This window comes from Mesorhizobium sp. M0029 (genome assembly GCF_040323735.1).
Taxonomy (GTDB): domain Bacteria; phylum Pseudomonadota; class Alphaproteobacteria; order Rhizobiales; family Rhizobiaceae; genus Mesorhizobium.
Window position 1 is genome coordinate 56,649 of record NZ_JAMYVF010000004.1, and the last position, 17,240, is coordinate 73,888.

The 17,240-nt window shown below is 64.5% G+C and carries 15 protein-coding genes and 2 pseudogenes; 7 read left to right on the forward strand and 10 right to left on the reverse strand.

Annotated features, from left to right (window positions below; genetic code table 11):
• Positions 1-20: 20 nt before the first annotated feature.
• The 5 genes from NKJ76_RS08490 to NKJ76_RS08510 are packed head-to-tail and all read right to left on the reverse strand — an operon-like array spanning position 21 to position 5,000.
• Positions 21-1,133, reverse strand: coding sequence for an NAD(P)/FAD-dependent oxidoreductase (locus NKJ76_RS08490; protein ID WP_352537201.1), 1,113 nt, complete (start codon positions 1,131-1,133; stop codon positions 21-23).
• A gap of 9 nt (positions 1,134-1,142) precedes the next feature.
• Positions 1,143-2,318: an N-acetylglucosamine-6-phosphate deacetylase gene (gene nagA, locus NKJ76_RS08495; protein ID WP_352537202.1), complete on the reverse strand. Its 1,176-nt coding sequence runs from the start codon at positions 2,316-2,318 to the stop codon at positions 1,143-1,145.
• Positions 2,315-3,346: an SIS domain-containing protein gene (locus NKJ76_RS08500; protein WP_023703601.1), complete on the reverse strand. Its 1,032-nt coding sequence runs from the start codon at positions 3,344-3,346 to the stop codon at positions 2,315-2,317. The genes nagA and NKJ76_RS08500 overlap by 4 nt, the downstream gene beginning before the upstream one ends.
• A complete protein-coding gene (locus NKJ76_RS08505) occupies positions 3,343-4,125 on the reverse strand; it encodes a GntR family transcriptional regulator (protein WP_023696933.1) in 783 nt (260 codons plus the stop codon). Before NKJ76_RS08505 ends, NKJ76_RS08500 begins: the two co-directional genes overlap by 4 nt.
• Complete coding sequence (locus NKJ76_RS08510) at positions 4,122-5,000, reverse strand: glucosamine kinase nucleotide-binding domain-containing protein (RefSeq protein ID WP_352537203.1); 879 nt, start codon at positions 4,998-5,000, stop codon at positions 4,122-4,124. The genes NKJ76_RS08505 and NKJ76_RS08510 overlap by 4 nt, the downstream gene beginning before the upstream one ends.
• A gap of 199 nt (positions 5,001-5,199) precedes the next feature.
• Between NKJ76_RS08510 and NKJ76_RS08515 the strand changes: the two genes are divergently transcribed.
• From NKJ76_RS08515 to NKJ76_RS08540, 6 genes are all read left to right on the forward strand, one after another.
• A complete protein-coding gene (locus tag NKJ76_RS08515; protein ID WP_352537204.1) occupies positions 5,200-6,156 on the forward strand; it encodes an N-acetylmuramic acid 6-phosphate etherase in 957 nt (318 codons plus the stop codon).
• Between the two features lies 1 nt (position 6,157).
• Positions 6,158-7,417: an ABC transporter substrate-binding protein gene (locus NKJ76_RS08520; protein WP_023711281.1), complete on the forward strand. Its 1,260-nt coding sequence runs from the start codon at positions 6,158-6,160 to the stop codon at positions 7,415-7,417.
• 241 nt (positions 7,418-7,658) lie between these two features.
• Entirely contained in the window at positions 7,659-8,588 is a 930-nt protein-coding gene (locus NKJ76_RS08525) for a carbohydrate ABC transporter permease (protein WP_023702499.1), read from the forward strand.
• A gap of 228 nt (positions 8,589-8,816) precedes the next feature.
• Positions 8,817-9,656 (forward strand): carbohydrate ABC transporter permease, encoded by an 840-nt coding sequence (locus NKJ76_RS08530; protein WP_023668842.1) that lies wholly within the window; start codon positions 8,817-8,819, stop codon positions 9,654-9,656.
• A 250-nt stretch (positions 9,657-9,906) separates the two neighbouring features.
• Entirely contained in the window at positions 9,907-10,968 is a 1,062-nt protein-coding gene (locus NKJ76_RS08535) for a Gfo/Idh/MocA family protein (RefSeq protein WP_352537205.1), read from the forward strand.
• A gap of 30 nt (positions 10,969-10,998) precedes the next feature.
• Positions 10,999-11,997, forward strand: coding sequence for an ABC transporter ATP-binding protein (locus tag NKJ76_RS08540; protein WP_023715542.1), 999 nt, complete (start codon positions 10,999-11,001; stop codon positions 11,995-11,997).
• Between the two features lie 26 nt (positions 11,998-12,023).
• Here NKJ76_RS08540 and NKJ76_RS08545 read toward each other — a convergent pair.
• The 5 genes and pseudogenes from NKJ76_RS08545 to NKJ76_RS08565 form a co-directional block, all read right to left on the reverse strand.
• Positions 12,024-12,916: pseudogene (locus NKJ76_RS08545) on the reverse strand (ROK family protein).
• Complete coding sequence (locus NKJ76_RS08550; protein WP_023715544.1) at positions 12,913-13,716, reverse strand: alpha/beta fold hydrolase; 804 nt, start codon at positions 13,714-13,716, stop codon at positions 12,913-12,915. The pseudogene NKJ76_RS08545 and the gene NKJ76_RS08550 overlap by 4 nt, the downstream one beginning before the upstream one ends.
• Positions 13,713-14,549, reverse strand: a complete 837-nt coding sequence (locus NKJ76_RS08555) for a sugar phosphate isomerase/epimerase family protein (protein ID WP_023668837.1) — start codon at positions 14,547-14,549, stop codon at positions 13,713-13,715. The genes NKJ76_RS08550 and NKJ76_RS08555 overlap by 4 nt, the downstream gene beginning before the upstream one ends.
• Positions 14,549-15,628, reverse strand: a complete 1,080-nt coding sequence (locus NKJ76_RS08560) for a Gfo/Idh/MocA family protein (protein WP_023668836.1) — start codon at positions 15,626-15,628, stop codon at positions 14,549-14,551. The genes NKJ76_RS08555 and NKJ76_RS08560 overlap by 1 nt, the downstream gene beginning before the upstream one ends.
• A gap of 14 nt (positions 15,629-15,642) precedes the next feature.
• Positions 15,643-16,878 (reverse strand): ROK family transcriptional regulator, encoded by a 1,236-nt coding sequence (locus tag NKJ76_RS08565; protein WP_352537206.1) that lies wholly within the window; start codon positions 16,876-16,878, stop codon positions 15,643-15,645.
• 140 nt (positions 16,879-17,018) lie between these two features.
• Between NKJ76_RS08565 and NKJ76_RS08570 the strand changes: the two are divergent.
• A pseudogene (locus NKJ76_RS08570) lies at positions 17,019-17,198 on the forward strand (ATP-binding cassette domain-containing protein); the annotation flags it as partial.
• Positions 17,199-17,240 lie beyond the last annotated feature (42 nt).

The window sequence follows — 17,240 nt, forward strand, 5'->3', positions numbered from 1 at the left end:
CGACGTTTCAGGAACGCCCGTCATTGCGGATATAAAAGCCCAACGACATGTTCTGCGATGGCGAGGCTGGCGGTAAGGCCAGGGCTCTCGATGCCGAACAGATTGACGATCTGACCGCCCCCGTGGTCAGCCGGTCCCCGGATGACGAAGTCGGCGGCCGGCTGGCCTGGACCGGACAGTTTCGGCCTGACGCCGGCATATGCCGGTTGCAGGGCGCCGTCCGCCAGGCCGGACCAGTAGCGCCTGATTTCGTCGTAGAAGGCAGCGCCTCGTGCGGGATCGACGGTATAGTCGACGCGATCGATCCATTCGACATCCGGGCCAAAGCGCGCGCTCCCCGACATGTCGAGGGTCAGATGCACGCCGAGGCCGCCATGGACTGGCACCGGATAGATCAGCCGCGAAAAGGGCGAGCGACCGGAAAGCGCGAAATAATTGCCGCGCGCCAGCCACAGCGGCGGAACACGGTCTTGCGGGAGGCCTTCGATGCGGCCGGCGAGCGCCTGCGCGTCGAGGCCGGCGGCGTTGATGAAGGCGCCGGTCTTCAAGGTGAAACCCTCGCCATCGGCGTCGCGCGTGTCGATCCGGATGCCGTCGGCTTCGATGCTCGCGCCTGAGACAACGGTGAGCAAGGCGAAAGATGCGCCGGCCGCTTCCGCGTCTCCACGCAATGACAGCATCAGCGCCTGGCTGTCGACGATGCCGGTCGACGGCGACAGCAGCGCGCCGGCGCAGCTCAGCGCCGGTTCCAGGCTTTCGGCCTCTGCGCGCGTCAAAAGCTTGAGGTCACCGACTCCGCATTGCGCCGCGTTGATCTGGATCGCCTGCAGTTTGTCCAACTGGTCGGGTTCGACGGCAACGATCAGCTTGCCGGTGCGATGATGGGCGACGTCGTGCTCGCGGCAATAGGCATAGAGACGCTCGCGGCCGTTGACGCAGAGACGGGCCTTCAGGCTGCCCGGCGTATAATGAAGCCCGGCATGGATGACTTCCGAATTGCGCGAACTGGTGCCGGTGCCGATGGCTGCGGCCTTCTCGACCACCAGCACCTCGCGGCCCGACAGCGCCAGCGCGCGGGCAATGGCGAGGCCGACAACACCGGCTCCGGCGACAACGCAGTCGACATCATGCATGGGTGGACTTTAGCGCGGACTGTCCGCGCCTGCAAAAACCTTGTCGCCGCCGATCCAGACGCCGTTGACGTCGAGGGCGTCCGACAGAGCGACGATATCGGCAGCCGTGCCATTGGCGAAGCGACCGAGCCGGTGTGCCTGGCCGACCGCCTGCGCCGGATAGAGCGAGGCCATGCGCAACGCTTCCGACACGTCCAGCCCGACGATCCTGTGCATGTAGCGGACGGCCGAGATCATATCGAGATCGGCGCCGGCCAGCGTGCCGTCGGCCAGCCGCAGACTGCCATCCTTGCGATAGATGATGCGGCCGTTGAGGGTGAACGACGTCATGTCGGTGCCGATCGTCGCCATGGCGTCGGTGACCAGCACGATCCTGCCCGGCCCCTGCTTGGCGCGCAGCGCGATCAGCATGGTGGCGGGATCGACATGGATGCCGTCGGCAATGATCCCGGCCGACAGACTGCCTATGTCGATGGCCGCACCCGCCAGCCCCGGCTCACGGTTGCCGATCTGGCTCATGGCGTTGAACAGATGTGTGACCACGCTGGCGCCCGCGTCGGCAAAGGCTCTGGCCGTGGCATAGCCGGTATCGGAATGGCCGAGGCTGACAATCACACCGGCCTTGGCCAAGGCCGCAACACGGGCGGGCTCGACGGATTCGGGCGCGATCGTCGTCAGCAGCACCGGCAGGTTTTTGCGTGCCGCGACCAGCGCCGCTTCATCCGCATCCGTCATCGGCCGGATCAGAGCCGGGTCATGCGCCCCCTTGCGGGCGACCGAGAGATGCGGTCCCTCGAGATGCAGGCCGAGAAACCCCGGCAGTTTTTGCCGTGCCGCCTCGGTGCCGGCGGCAATGGCCGCGGCGGTGATGTCAGGCGTATCTGTGATTAGCGTCGGCAGCAGTGCGGTCGTGCCGAACGGCGCATGCGCCCGGCAGATTGTTGCCAGCGAGGCGACATCGGGATGGTCGTTGAGCATGACGCCGCCGCCGCCATTGACCTGCAGGTCGACAAAACCCGGCACCAGCATGCCGCCCCCGGCGTCGATGCGGGCAACGCCCGACGGAATGGCGCCGACGGGATGAATGCCTTCGACCACATCGCCGTGCACGACAAGGGCGGCGTTGTCATGCCAGTCGTCGCCATCGAAAATTCGGGCGCCAGTCAGGGCAAAACGGTCGCTCATACGGTTTCCGTCACCTTGCGCAGATTGCGCGGTACGTCCGGATCGAGGCCGCGATGGCGGGCGAAGGCTTCGACGAAGCCATAGAAGGAGACGATCAGCGTCAGCGGGTCGGTCAAGGGATGACCGGTGGCGACATGCGGCAGCCGCGCCGCGCTCTTGGCTTTGTCCGAGGTTACAAAAACTGCTGCACCCTTGCCGGCAAGGTTGTCGGCAGCCTCTGCCACGGACGGCTCGGAGGCATCGCGGGCGGCGAGTGCCAGCACCGGGAAGCCTGGCCCGACCAGCGCCAGCGGGCCGTGCATGACTTCGGCTGCACTGTAGGCCTCGGCATGCATGCCGCAGGTCTCTTTGAATTTCAGCGCCGCCTCGTCGGCCATCGCCGCCGACGGGCCACGGCCGAGGATGAACAGCGATTGCGGCGTCTCCAACGCGCCGGCCAGCGCCATCCAGTCGCAGGCGATCGCCTTGCTGAAATGCTCGGGCAGGCGGGCAAGGGCGGCCAGCAGTCTGTCGTCGCCGGTGCAATGCGCCATCAGCGCCAGGCCGGCGACCGCCGAATTGACGAATGTCTTGGTCGCCGCGACGCTGCGCTCGGGGCCGGCCAGAATGTCGATGGCAAAATCCGAAGCCCGCGCCAGCGGCGAATCGGCGGTGTTGGTGATGGCGACGGTGAGCGCACCGCCGGCTCGTGCCGTCTCGGCCATGGCGACGATATCAGGGCTTTTGCCGGATTGCGAGATGGCGAGGCAAGCCGAACCGGCGAGCTTGAGCTTGGCGCCGTAGATCGAGGCGACCGATGGGCCGACCGAAGCGACGGCCAGGCCGGCGGTCAGTTCGACGGCATATTTCATGAAGGTGGCGGCATGGTCGGACGAACCGCGCGCGACGGTAACGACGAAGCTCGGATCGCGCTCGCGAATGCCGCGTCCGGCCTCGGTCAGCACCGCCGCCGAGCCATCGAGCAGGCGAGCGACGGCTTGCGGAATTTCGTCGATCTCGCGCCGCATATGGGTGGTCTTGGGGATCATGGTCGGCCCTCTTCGCTCGGCCCTGTCAGGCGCAATTCGGCGACGAAATCATAGGCATCGCCGCGGTAGATGGAGCGGGTGAACTCGATCACCTTGCCGCTCGCGAGATAGGAAATGCGTTCGATGTGCAGGCCGGCAATGCCGGATGGCACTTCGAGCAGACGCGCATCGGCGTCGCCGAGATTGGCGGCCGATATGCGCTGCACCGCCCGCACCGGCCGGTTACCGGTCAGTTGCAGCGCCGCATAGAGTGACGAGCCTATCCCGGCCGGATCCGGCAGCACGCTGGCCGACAACGAGGCGCGCTCGATGGCCAGCGGCGTGTCGTTTGCGATGCGCAGGCGCGCCACGCGCGCCACCAGCTCGTTCGACGACAGGCCGAGCACCATCATCTCGTCGGGCGAGGGCGGGTAGAGGTCGCGATCGAGCCAGGCTGAACGCACCGCCATGCCGCGCCTTGCCATGTCCTCGGTAAATGAAGTGAGCCTGGAGAGCGACTGCTCGACGCGCTCCATGCGCGGCGCGACGAAGGTGCCGGAGCCGTGGCGCTGCACGAGGATGCCGCCCTTGACCAGATCCTGCACCGCCTTGCGCACGGTGACGCGCGAAATGTCGGCCTTGGTGGCGATGTCGCGCTCGGAAGGCAGCGCATCGCCCGGCCCGATCAGGCCGCGATTGACGGCGTCCTCGATGCTTTTCCTGAGCTGCAGATAGAGCGGGGCGCCGCTCTGCGACGACTGCTTCAGCGTGGCGAAGATCTGGTCGGCGGCGTCGCTCATCGCGTCGCCTCCGCTTTGGCGAAGATGCGGGCCGCCATCTGCACGGCGCCGCCCAGCGCATCGTCGAGCGGCGCTTTCAGCAGCGCCTGGTAGCGCTGGGAAAGGCGCGGCCCATAGAGCGGCGCCAGCCCGCCGAGCAGGCAGAGCGGGGCGTCATCAGAGAGGTCGAGCGCGTGGAGCGACTCCTCGACATCGGCAACCGACTTGTCCACGATCCAGTTGGCGACGCTGTCGCCCTTCTCGGCATGCTCGAAAACCTTGGGCGCGAAGCCGCCGAAATCGCCGGGCTTGGCATTGGTGGTGAACTCGACCACGTCTTCGGGATTGTTGCGGAAAATGCCCATCATGCTGTCGGTCAGGACTGAGCGCGGCCGGACGCCGTCATGGGCGAGCAGCGTCTGCTCCAGCAGGTCGCGGCCGATCCGGGCGCCGCTGCCTTGATCACCGACCTGAAAGCCCCAGCCGCCGATGGCGCGCGACGTGCCGCCCTTGCGCGCCATATAGGCGGTGCCGGTGCCGAGGATGGCCATGGCGCCGTCACCAGAGCCGACTGCCCCTTCGAGCGCGATCTCGGCGTCCGTCTCGACGCGGCTGATGCTGAACGGCAGGATTGCTTCAAGCTGCTGGCGGTAGGTGCCGACATTGGCGCCGGCAAGGCCGAGAATGGCTGGTGTCTGCGGGATCAGGTCCGGATCTTGCCCGGCGGCGATGAAGGCCTGACGAGCAGCCTCGACGATGTGGGTGCGAGCGCCGGTGAGATCGGTGCGGATGTTGGCGGCGCCGCTTTTGGCACGGCCAATGACAACGCCATCGCCTGTCGCAAGGGCTGCCCTGCAGCTGGTGCCGCCGCCGTCGATACCGAGCACGAATTTCACGCGATGTCTCCTCCGGGCGGATAATACCAATAAAATACCAATAGCCAAGGGATTAATTTCCGTTTCAAAAAGATTAAGGCGTATCAGGTTGAAAAACCCGGGAATTTTGCCGGCTCAACGATTTCCAGTTCGCAATTTCGTTAATGCGTGTGGACAAGTGGTATTTTTTTGGTATTGTTCTTCCATCGGAGGGACAGGGATGACCGAACCGCGCACCGAAGCGCTTCACAGCAATGCCGAGGGACTGGACATCCAGGCCCCGGACGCCATCCTTTCTTCTTTGGTCAATGCGCAGATCGAGGCCGCCAAGGCTGTGCGCGACGCCATTCCCGCCATCGCCGCCGCAGCCGAAATCATCGCCGGGCGGCTGAACGGCGGCGGCAAGCTCGCCTATGCTGCGGCCGGCAGCTCCGGCCTGATGGCGCTGGCCGACGCGCTGGAGTTGCCCGGCACCTTCGGCATCAAGCGCGAACGCATCGCCATCCTCATCGCCGGTGGCGACGACGCTTTCAAGACCCTGGCCGGCGGACCGGAAGACGACACCGACGAAGCCTCGACGGCAATTGCCGGCGCCGGCATCGGCAAGGGCGACTGCCTGATCACGATTTCGGCCAGCGGCTCGACGCCCTATGCGGTGCAGGCGCTGAAGGATGCGCGCAGCCGGGGCGCGGCAACCATCGCCATTGCCAACAACAAGGACACGCCCCTGCTCAGGCTGGCCGACGTCGCCATCCTGCTCGAGACGCCACCGGAGGTGATTGCCGGCTCGACGCGCATGGGCGCCGGCACTGCCCAGAAGATCGCGCTCAACATGCTGTCGACGCTTACCGCCATTCATCTCGGCCATGTCCATGACGGCTACATGGTCAATCTCACCGCCGACAACATCAAGCTGCGCGACCGCGCGGCTCGCATCGTCGCCGCTATCAGCGGCCGCGACCGGCAAGACGCCGTGCGGCTGCTCGAAGCGAGCGGCGGCGTCGTCAAGACAGCCATTCTGCTCGCCGCCGGCGCTGCCAACGCCGTTGCGGCCGAGAAGATACTGGAAGGGACCGGCCAGAAGCTGCGGCCGGCCCTTTCCGCGATCGAGGGGAACAAGGGCGCGAAGGCCCCTGTTCTCAAAACCGAACCTGAAAAAGGTCAACAGGGAGACTAGCATGACAACGAAATTACTGACGGCACTGCTTCTCGGCACCAGCATTCTCGGCACCGCCGGGTTGGCTCACGCCGATGACGTAACGCTCAATATCGAAAGCTGGCGCGGCGACGACCTTGCCATCTGGAAGGACAAGCTGATCCCGGCTTTTGAGGCCAAGAACCCGGGCATCAAAGTGGTGTTCGCACCGTCGGCGCCGACCGAGTATGACGCCGCACTCGGCGCCAAGCTCGCCGCCGGCTCGGCTGGCGACCTGATCACCTGCCGCCCGTTCGACAAATCGCTCGAACTGTTCAAGAAGGGCAACCTTGCCGATCTGTCTTCGCTGCCCGGCATGGAGAACTTCTCACCGGTCGCCAAGGCGGCATGGCAGACCGACGACGGCAAGGCGAGCTTCTGCGTCCCGATGGCCTCGGTCATTCACGGCTTCATCTACAACAAGGACGCCTTCGACAAGCTCGGCCTCAAGGTGCCGACGACGCGTGACGAGTTCTTCGCCGCGCTCGACAAGATCAAGGCCGACGGCACCTACATCCCGATGGCCATGGGCACCAAGGACCTATGGGAAGCCGCGACCATGGGCTATCAGAACATCGGTCCGAACTACTGGAAGGGCGAAGAGGGCCGCGCAGCGCTGATCAAGGGCGACCAGAAGCTGACCGACAAGGACTGGGTTGCTCCCTATGAGGAACTGGCCAAGTGGAAGCCTTATCTCGGCGACGGCTTCGAGGCCCAGACCTATCCGGACAGCCAGAACCTGTTCACGCTTGGCCGCGCCGCCATCTACCCGGCGGGATCGTGGGAGATCGGCCTGTTCAACACCCAGGCGCAGTTCAAGATGGGCGCCTTCCCGCCGCCGGTCGAGAAGGCCGGCGACACCTGCTACATCTCCGACCATACCGATATCGGCATGGGCCTGAATGCGGCGTCGAAGAATGCCGACGCGGCCAAGACCTTCCTGTCCTGGGTCGCCTCGCCGGACTTCGCCACCATCTACGCCAACGCTTTGCCGGGCTTCTTCAGCCTAAATTCCACCCCGGTGAAGATGGAAGACCCGCTGGCGCAGGAATTCGTCTCCTGGCGCGACAAGTGCAAGTCGACGATCCGCTCGACCTACCAGATCCTGTCGCGCGGCACGCCGAACCTCGAGAACGAAACCTGGGTTGAATCGGCCAACGTCATCAACGGCACCGACACGCCGGAAGCTGCCGCCAAGAAGCTGCAGGACGGCCTCGACAGCTGGTACAAGCCGGGCAAGTAAGCTCAGGACAGACAGGCCCCCAAGTGGACGGCCCTGCGTTTTTCGATAGCATCATCGACTGCGAACGACGGCGCCGCCCCTCATCCGCCTGCCGGCACCTTCTCCCCGTATAGTGACGGGGAGAAGGATCAGCCGAAACGCAGGCGCCCCCTCTCCCCGTCCTTCACGGGGAGAGGGTAAGGGTGAGGGGCAGCGCTGCCGTCGAAGGCATTGCTAAACCTGATCGGCGGGGACCGCACTCATGGCCGCACAAACACGACCGAAGCGACCGTTCCGCTGGCATATCGGCGTCTTCCTGGCGCCGGCGCTGCTGGTCTATACGGCGATCATGATCCTGCCGCTCGCCGGCACGCTGCAGCTGTCGCTGTTCCGCAATGTCGATCAGCATCAGGTGTTCGTCGGTTTCACTAATTTCCGTACGTTGTTCGGCGACCCCAACTGGTCGGTCGGCTTCTGGAACGCGCTGCGGAACAATACCTGGTTCTTCATCATCCACATGGTGGTGCAGAACCCGATCGGTGTCATGCTGGCGGCATTGCTGTCCAGCCCGAGGCTGAGATTCGCCGCCTTCTACCGCACCGCGATCTTCGTGCCGACCATCCTGTCCTTCGTCATCGTCGGTTTCGCCTGGAAACTGATCCTGTCGCCGTTGTGGGGCGTGGCGCCGCATCTGATGGATCTGGTCGGCCTGAAAAGCCTGTTCACGCCGTGGCTCGGCAAACAACAATATGCCCTGACCGCGCTCAGCCTGATCTCGGTGTGGCAGTTCGTCGGCATTCCGATGATGCTGATCTATGCAGCACTCCTGTCGATCCCCGAAGAGGTGATCGAGGCTGCCGAATGCGACGGCATCACCGGCATGTCTCAGTTCTGGAAGATCAAGCTGCCGCTGATCCTACCCTCGATCGGCATCATCTCGATCCTGACCTTCGTCGGCAATTTCAACGCTTTCGACCTGATCTACACCGCACAAGGGGCGCTTGCCGGGCCGAATTATTCGACCGATATTCTGGGCACTTTCCTCTACCGCGCCTTCTTCGGCTTCCAGCTGCAGACCGGCGATCCCAATATGGGTGCGGCGATCGCCACGATGATGTTCCTGATCATCCTCGGCGGCGTCTGCGTCTACCTCTTCCTCGTCCAGACGCGCCTGCGTCGCTACCAGTTCTGAGAGGGGCGAGATGTCGAGCTTGAACACCCCCCTCTGGCCTGCCGGCCATCTCCCCCGCAAGGGGGGAGATTGGCAGCTCTGGCCTTGCCGCTCGGCTTGCAACGTCGGCGATTGGCGAAAGCAGTCGCGGCATCTGATCTCCCCCCTTGCTGGGGAGATGTCCGGCAGGACAGAGGGGGGTGCCTTGGCGCCAACCTCGCCTGCCTTGGCTCGTCAGGAGACCTTCCAATGAGCACCGCCACTCGTTCGCTGCCCCGCACCATCGGCGCCCACGCGATCCTGCTGACCTACACGGCGATCGCGCTGTTTCCGGTGATCCTGGTCATCATGAATTCGTTCAAGTCCCGCGCCGGCATCTTCAGCGAACCGCTGACGCCGCCGACGCCAAAGACCTTCGACCTGATCGGCTATACCACCGTGATCGGGCAGGGCGACTTCATCCACTATTTTCAGAACAGCCTCGTCGTCACCGTCGCCTCGCTGTTCTTCGTGCTTCTGTTCGGCGCGATGGCGGCGTTCGCGCTCTCGGAATACCGCTTCCGCGGCAACACGCTGATGGGGCTTTACCTCGCGCTCGGCATCATGATCCCGATCCGGCTCGGCACCGTCGCCATCCTGCAATTGATGGTGGCGAGCGGGCTGGTCAACACGCTGACGGCGCTGATCCTGGTCTACACCGCGCAGGGGCTGCCGCTGGCCGTCTTCATCCTGTCGGAATTCATGAAGCAGGTGTCCGACGATCTGAAGAATGCCGGCCGGATCGACGGCCTGTCGGAATACACCATCTTCTTCCGGCTGGTGCTGCCACTGGTGCGGCCCTCGATGGCGACGGTCGCCGTTTTCACCATGATCCCGATCTGGAACGATCTGTGGTTCCCACTGATCCTGGCGCCGTCGGAAGAGACCAAGACGGTGACGCTCGGCGCGCAGCTTTTCCTCGGCCAGTTCGTCACCAACTGGAACGCCATCCTGGCGGCACTCTCGCTGGCGATCATGCCTGTGCTGACCCTCTACGTCATCTTCTCGCGGCAGCTGATCCGCGGCATCACATCCGGAGCCGTCAAGTGAGCGGAGCCCTACAAATCTCTGCTGGAGCCTTCACCCCACCCGGCGCTGCGCGCCGACCTCCCCATCAAGGGGAGGTAAAAGGTCGTGGCTTCATTCACGACCGCCAAAGGGCGACTTTCGGAGAAGCTTCTTTGGCAGTGAGGGTGTTCGCGCCAACGTCCTACCTCCCCTCGATGGGGAGGTCGGCGCGAAGCGCCGGGTGGGGTGACACCCTCTCAGAAGGAACAACTGGAACATCTGGAGTAGTTAGGTGACCTCTAAATCGCCCCTTCGCGTCGTCGTCGCAGGCCTCGGTAATATGGGGCGTAGCCATGCGCTGGCCTACCACACTAATCCGGGCTTCGAGATCGCGGCCCTGATCAACCGCTCCGACGTGCCGTTACCGGACGGGCTGTCGGGCTATGGCATCAGGCGCTCCTTCGACGACGCGTTGCGCGATGAAAAGCCGGATGTCGCCTGCATCGCCACCTATTCCGACAGCCATGCCGACTATGCGGTGAAGGCATTCGAGGCCGGCTGCCACGTCTTCGTCGAGAAGCCGCTCGCAACGACGGTGGCGGACGCCAAGCGCGTCGTCGCCGCGGCCAAGGCCAACGGCCGAAAATTGGTGATCGGCTACATCCTGCGCCACCACCCGTCCTGGGTCAGGCTGATCGCCGAGGCGCGCAAGCTCGGCGGCCCTTACGTGTTTCGCATGAACCTCAACCAGCAATCGTCAGGCCCGACCTGGCAGACGCACAAGCAGTTGATGCAGACGACGTCGCCGATCGTCGATTGCGGCGTGCACTATCTCGACGTGATGCTGCAGATCACCGACGCCAGGCCGGTCGAGGTGCGCGGCATGGGGCTGCGGCTGACCGAGGAGATCGCGCCGACAATGTACAATTACGGCCATCTCCAGGTGGTGTTCGACGACGGCTCGGTCGGCTGGTACGAGGCGGCTTGGGGCCCGATGATCTCGGAGACAGCGTTCTTCGTGAAGGACGTGATTTCGCCCCATGGCTGCGTGTCGATCGTCATGAAGGAAGGTGTGAAGTCGGACGACATCGACACCCACACCAAGACCTCGACCATCCGCCTGCACAGTGCGGCGACCGGCGCGGACGGCAAGTTCGCCAGGCCGGACGAGATGCTGTCCATGGAAGGCGAACCCGGCCACCAGGACCTCTGTGACCTCGAACAGGCCTTCGTGCTGAAGGCGATCCGGGAAGACATCGACCTGACCCGCCACATGGACGACGCGGTGAAATCGCTCGCCGTCTGCCTTGCCGCCGATGAGAGCGTGCGCAGCGGCGCCCCAGTTAAGCTCTAGTAGGGCAAACTCTAGAACAAGGACGAAGCCGTGGGCTCGCTGGTAATCGAGAATGTGAAGAAGGCCTTCGGGCCGGTCGAGGTGCTGAAAGGCATCAACCTCGAAGTGACCGACGGCGAATTCGTCGTCTTCGTCGGCCCATCTGGCTGCGGCAAGTCAACCTTGCTCAGGGTCATCGCCGGGCTGGAGGATTCGACCTCCGGCAGGGTGGTGATCGACGGCGCCGATGTCTCGGCCACGCCCCCGGCAAAACGCGGCATCGCCATGGTGTTCCAGACCTATGCCTTGTACCCGCATCTGACGGTGAAGAACAATATGGGCCTCGGCCTCAAGCAGGCCGGCACGCCCGCCCCAGAGATCGAGCGACGCATCGGCGTCGCCTCGTCGATGCTGTCGCTGGAACCGTATCTCGAGCGCCGGCCGGCGGAACTGTCGGGCGGCCAGCGCCAGCGCGTCGCCATCGGCCGCGCCGTGGTGCGTGAGCCAAAACTGTTTCTCTTCGACGAGCCCTTGTCGAACCTCGATGCAGCGCTTCGCGTCAACACGCGACTGGAGATCGCGCAGTTGCATCGCCGGCTGAAGGCAACGATGATCTACGTCACCCATGATCAGGTCGAGGCGATGACGCTGGCCGACAAGATCGTCGTGCTCAACGCCGGCCAGATCGAGCAGATCGGCGGCCCGATGGAGCTTTACAATTCGCCGGCAAACGAGTTCGTCGCCGGCTTTATCGGCTCGCCGAAGATGAATTTCATCGACGGCCCCAGATTGGGCGAGACTGCCAAGACCATCGGCGTGCGGCCGGAGCATCTGACCGTGGATCCAAGGTCCGGCGCCTGGAAGGGAACGGTGGTGCACGCCGAACATCTCGGCGCCGACACCAACCTCTATCTCGACTGCGAAAAGGCCGGGCTGATCACGGTCCGCATTTTCGGTGTCTACGACGCCGAGCCAGGTGCGACGCTGTATGCAACGCCGGAGCCGGGTAAAACATACCGGTTTGGGGCGGACGGGAAGACGATCAAGTAATCCTTCGCCGACAGCAACCACGGCGATCACACCGCGCCGAGCAGCACCGCGCCATGGATCGCCGCCTGCCAGCCCAGGGCCGCCCAGCGTATGTCCAGAGGCTCTACAACAAGCGAATGCGGCAGGCTGTCCGCGATGCGCTGCTTGAGCGCCTGGCGGGGATAGGACTTCATGTCGACAATGCCGCCACCGATCAGGATCGCCTGCGGGGAAAACAAAGCGGCTGCCGTTGCGATGGTCACCGCCTGCTGCCAGACGATCTCATCGAGCCATTCGCGCAGCGATGGCGGCTGCCCGGCCGCCGAAAACAGATCGGCCACCGGGATATCGTAGTCTGTCGCGAGTTCGACAAGCGTTGCCCCTGAGGCGTAGGTCTCGACCCGGTTTGGCGGTCCGCTTTCGTCAGGCCGGTAGATCGGCATATGGCCGATTTCCAGCGCCAGCCGCCGCCCCTGAAAATGCCGTCCTTGCCGAGATAGGCCGCACCGATGCCGGTGCCGAGATAGACCGCCAGCACCTCCTTTTGCCGCTTCACCGCGCCGGCAACGCTTTCGCCCAGCAATTGCAGCACGACGTCGCGTTCGAGCCGCACGGGAACGCGGAGCCGCGATGCCAGTTCCGTACCCAGCCGGATACCGTTCAGTTCGGGAATGTTGGCCGTGTGCAGCACCGTGTCGAAGTCGCGGTCGATGAACCCAGGCACCGTCGCAACGACCCGTGCAGGTTTGAGCCCGGCATCGCGGCAGGCTGCGGTGACCGCATCGGCCAACCCCGCCACAGGCGCGCCCTTGCGCAGTTGCGCGGTCGGGTAGGTGCGGGCGAAATCCACCGGGTGGCCGCGATCGGCAAAGCCAACCTTGACCGACGTGCCGCCGATCTCGACCACGGCGATGGTCTCATCCGTCGTTTTGTCGGTCATGCGAGCGGTTCCAGGAATTCCGAAAGACAGGCGCGGAATTCCAGCCGGTAGGCGGCGCGATCCTGCGATTTGGCTGTGATGGTGCAAAGCCGGGCCGACGGAATGAGTCCGGCCAGCGTCTGTGCGTCCTCCAGTCGATGGACGAGGTCATGGTCATGGCCGATGACAAGAGTCGGCACCGCGATAGCGCGGATGTCCGCCTCGCTCACGCCGGGACCATCGCCGGCGATCGCCGAAAGCAGCCTGCCGAACAGAACCGGGTCCGGGCGAGTGAAGAAGCCTTGCAGGCTGCCGAGATTGTCCGGCGCCAATCTGGCCAGTTCGCCGGCAACAGCGCTGTCATCGAACAGACGCCTGGCGTCTTGGGGCGAATGCCGCATCAAGAGATCGCCGACCACGGCATAGGGCCTCATATTGGCCGGTGCAGCCTGGGATACCCACGCAGGCCGGGCGAGCACCAGCGCCCGCACCCGCGCCGGCCTGTGCACCGCCAGGCGAAGCGCCAGCGCCGCGCCCATCGAGATGCCGCCGACGACGGCCGGGCCGAGGCCGAGATCGTCGGCCAGTGCATCGACGTCCTCGGCAAACGTCGCGATCGAAAGCTGCTCGACAGGCCCGTAGCCGGATCCGCCCTGGCCACGGCATTCGAGCGTCACGCGCCGCGTCACCGGCAGATCGGGAAACACGTCGGCCACCTGCGCCTCATCGCCGCCCAGCCCATGCTGGAAGATGACGGGAAGGCCCGTGCCGACCTCCCGGTAGGCAAGGTCGACGCCATCTCGGCTGAAGGTCTTTTTCACGTGTCGTCGCTCGCTTCCAGGACATTGCGCAGGAACGCGCCGACGCCGGGCGCCTCGGCCTCTGTCAGGCCATGCGTGATCAGGGGGCCGTCGAACCCGGCGGCTCTTAGGCAGCCGATGAAATGCGGGAAATCGACGACGCCCTGTCCGGCGGCGGCAAAACTGCCATCGGCATTGCGGTCCTTGGCATGGGCCATGCCGATCTCCGCAGCCAGCAGATCGACGGCCTCGTCGATCAGGCGGTGACGCTCCGCGCTGTCCGCCACTTCGAATAGATTGGCCGGGTCGAGCACAATGCGCAGCCGCGCGCTGTTCATCTCGTCGAGCAGCCGGCGAGCGGCCCGCGCGCTGGAGACGACATTGGCCAGTTCCGGTTCGATGCCGAGCTCGATGTCGAAGCGCTCGGCAATCGCGATCGCCGCTTCCATCTCCGTCCGCAGATCGCTCCATGCCGCCTCGCTTGCATTGTCGGGATGCCAGCGCCACGGATCCTGTGCATCCCTTGTGCCGGTGCACAGCGTGATCAGGCGCGTGCCCATGTCAGCGCATGACGCAGCCAGCACCTCCAGCCGAGCAAGACCTGACACACGAACCGAGCGATCCGGGTGGATCATATTGTAGGTTCCAGACACGGCCGCGATCGAAACGCCGGCCTCGCCGCTCGCCTTAGCGACGGACCGGGCCGCGCCGAGCTCAATGCTGTCCGGCATCGACGGCAGTCCAAGGCACGCCATGTTGAACTGCGCCGCCGTGTAGCCGCCGTCCGCGACCGCGCGCAGCACCGGCAAGGCGCCGGTGGTGGCGAAGGTCTTGGCGAAAATCCCAAGCTGCATCACACGACCCCGTCGACATCGGCCAGACGGACGGCGCGGCCGCCGGCAGCGGCCGAGCGGGCGATGGCCGCCATGCCCCTGACCGAGGCGATGCCGTCCTCGATGCTGGCGCCGATCATGGGCGCGCCATTCAGCACGACATCGGCAAAGCCTTCGAGCTGCCGGCGATAGAAGTGGCCATCCGCGCCAAGCGTGCGATGCCAACTGCCATCGGCCTCGCGGAAAATGTCGACCTCGCTGCTCTTGTAGTACCAGGGGTTATACGTCTTCGCGAGAACGCTGCCGTTCTGGCCATAGATCTGGAACCCTTCGTGCCAGTCCATGCGCACGGCGACCGTCAGGTCGAGATGGCCGATCGTGCCGTCGGCGAAGATGGTGGTGATGAACCAGCAATAGGCGCCATAGCGCTCGGTGAGCCGGGCCTCGACCGCCTCGATCGGCCTGTGCAGATGGCGCGCCGTATCGAGGAGATGGCTGCCATGCGCCAGCATGTAGTATTGGCGCAGATCCGCCTTGGGATTGACGGCAGGCTTGCGCGCCTTGGCGCTGGTGATGATCAGCGGTTGCACCGCATCGGTCATCGGGTAGCGGTGGGTGCTGTCGCAGTACCAGCCTTTGAACGCCAGCCGCTCGCCCATTTCGTCGTCGACGAAAGCCTTTGCCGCCTGGATGCCGGGATCGAAGCGCTTCATATGGCCGACCTGGAGCACCTTGCCGCTCTTGTCGAGCGTGGCCCGCAAGCCTTCGACCTCCTCGACCGAAACGCCCAGCGGCTTTTCGCAAAGCACATGCTTGCCGGCATCGAGCGCCAGTTCCGCGGCCTTGACGTGAAAAATGTCCGATGTCGCGATGATGACGGCATCGAGATCGGGATCGGCCAGCATCAGGCCGTAGTCGGCATAGGATTTTTCAGGCGCGTAGGTCGCCGCCATCCTGTCGCGCAGATCGTCGGCGACATCGCAGATGGCATAGAGATCGGTATTGCGTGCCTTGGTGCAGGATTCGAAATGCGCCGCCTGGGCAATCGGACCGCAGCCGAGCACGCCGACACGCAGCCGCTTTTCGTCTTTGCGAGGCATGGAATCTCTCCTGATTAGCGCGCGGCGAGGCCGCGAAGTTGAAATTGCGGATCGCCCGACAAAGCTGCCTGATGCAGCAGACAGGCAGCGCCCAATGCCGGACCGTCGGCCCCGACGCGCGACAGTTCGACCGCAGGAACGGGGTAACCTTCAGCCAGGAACTCCAGCAAGAAAGCTTCCACCTGCTCGGCGACAAAGGGATAGACAGCATTGACGGAGCCGGAGAGGATGATGCGCTCCGGCTGCAAGGTGCAGGCAAGTGTCGCCAGGCCGCGGCCGAACCAGAGCGCCCAGTCGCGCGCGGTGGCAACGGCTGCCGGATCGCCGCCGGCCAGCGCTGCGACAAACTCATCCACGCCGGCGCGCAGTCCGCTTATGTGCAAATAGCGAGCCAGTAAAGCATCCTTGCCGACATAGGATTCCAGTCGGCCCGGGCGCTTCGCGTCGAAGACAAAACCTTCGTCGCCGATGCGCAGATGCCCGATTTCGCCGGCGCCGCCGAGCCGGCCGCGATGCAGCCTGCCGGCATTGATGATGCCGCCGCCAACGCCGTTCTCGATCAGGATGACCAGAGCATCCTCATGGTCCTTGCCCGGCTGCGCCCGGTATGTCTCGGCCACCGCCACGGCATTGGCATCGTTTTCCAAGAGGATTGGAAAGTCCGCGCCAAAGGCAGTGCGCAAAAGCTCCGCCAGATTGACCCCGTGCCAGCCAAGGATGGTGGCATGGTATGAAATCCCGTCGGCGGCGGGGAAGCCGGGCACGGCGACATTGAGCCCGTAGGGGCGCGTGCCCGCAGGCAATTGTGAGCGGATCTCGGCGACGAGTTCCCCGATGATGTCGACCGCGGCTTCGGGCGTGCTACCGGGGCCGGCAAATGCCCTAGAGGCGCTCGCACGCCGCGCGCCGGCAAGGTCGACAGTCACGACTGCGATCCAGTTGACGCCGATATAAGCGCCAAGGAAGAAGCCGCCATTGCCGTCGATCTCGACCAGGATACCGGGACGGCCGACCCGACCCTCGCTATCCTGCTCGTCATCCGCTCCATCCGACCGCTCGCGCGCCAGACCGGCTTCCGTCAGCCCCAGCACCAGGGCGCCGGTGGTCGACCGGGTCAGGCCGAGATCGCGTGCGAGCGCTGCCCGGCTCGACGCGCCGGCACGAAACAGCGCCGCAAGTGCCCGCGTTTCGTTCGGCCGAAGATCGGTCGACACCAGCACGTCGTTCTCCACAATTTGTTTGCTCGACATACTAATAGAATTTCTAGGCGGGTTTGAAAGACCCAAGGTTGGGTGCATTGCAATAAATCTTCAGCATCTCCAAGCCCATTGAACCCAAGTTTCAACGATGATTTGTATCAGAAACTTACAAATTGGCATGGGAAGATGCGATGACGGTTCTAGCGCGTCTCGAACATATCGTGAAGGATTTCGGTGCCGTTCGCGCGCTGGACAATGTCTCGCTCGACATCAATGAGGGCCAGGTTCTCGGCCTGACGGGCGACAATGGCGCCGGCAAATCGACGCTGGTCAAAACCATCGCCGGAAATTTCCAGCCGACGTCAGGCGCCTCCCAAGCCTGTCCTCCGGCCGCATCGGCCGGGGGACATCTC

Excerpts from the sequence above, each read along its gene's own strand:
- NKJ76_RS08490 (WP_352537201.1), bottom strand. The coding sequence starts at position 1,133 with ATGCATGATGTCGACTGCGTTGTCGCCGGAGCCGGTGTTGTCGGCCTC.
- nagA (WP_352537202.1), bottom strand. The coding sequence starts at position 2,318 with ATGAGCGACCGTTTTGCCCTGACTGGCGCCCGAATTTTCGATGGCGAC.
- NKJ76_RS08500 (WP_023703601.1), bottom strand. The coding sequence starts at position 3,346 with ATGATCCCCAAGACCACCCATATGCGGCGCGAGATCGACGAAATTCCG.
- NKJ76_RS08505 (WP_023696933.1), bottom strand. The coding sequence starts at position 4,125 with ATGAGCGACGCCGCCGACCAGATCTTCGCCACGCTGAAGCAGTCGTCG.
- NKJ76_RS08515 (WP_352537204.1), top strand. The coding sequence starts at position 5,200 with ATGACCGAACCGCGCACCGAAGCGCTTCACAGCAATGCCGAGGGACTG.
- NKJ76_RS08520 (WP_023711281.1), top strand. The coding sequence starts at position 6,158 with ATGACAACGAAATTACTGACGGCACTGCTTCTCGGCACCAGCATTCTC.
- NKJ76_RS08525 (WP_023702499.1), top strand. The coding sequence starts at position 7,659 with ATGGCCGCACAAACACGACCGAAGCGACCGTTCCGCTGGCATATCGGC.
- NKJ76_RS08530 (WP_023668842.1), top strand. The coding sequence starts at position 8,817 with ATGAGCACCGCCACTCGTTCGCTGCCCCGCACCATCGGCGCCCACGCG.
- NKJ76_RS08555 (WP_023668837.1), bottom strand. The coding sequence starts at position 14,549 with ATGCAGCTTGGGATTTTCGCCAAGACCTTCGCCACCACCGGCGCCTTG.
- NKJ76_RS08560 (WP_023668836.1), bottom strand. The coding sequence starts at position 15,628 with ATGCCTCGCAAAGACGAAAAGCGGCTGCGTGTCGGCGTGCTCGGCTGC.
- NKJ76_RS08565 (WP_352537206.1), bottom strand. The coding sequence starts at position 16,878 with ATGTCGAGCAAACAAATTGTGGAGAACGACGTGCTGGTGTCGACCGAT.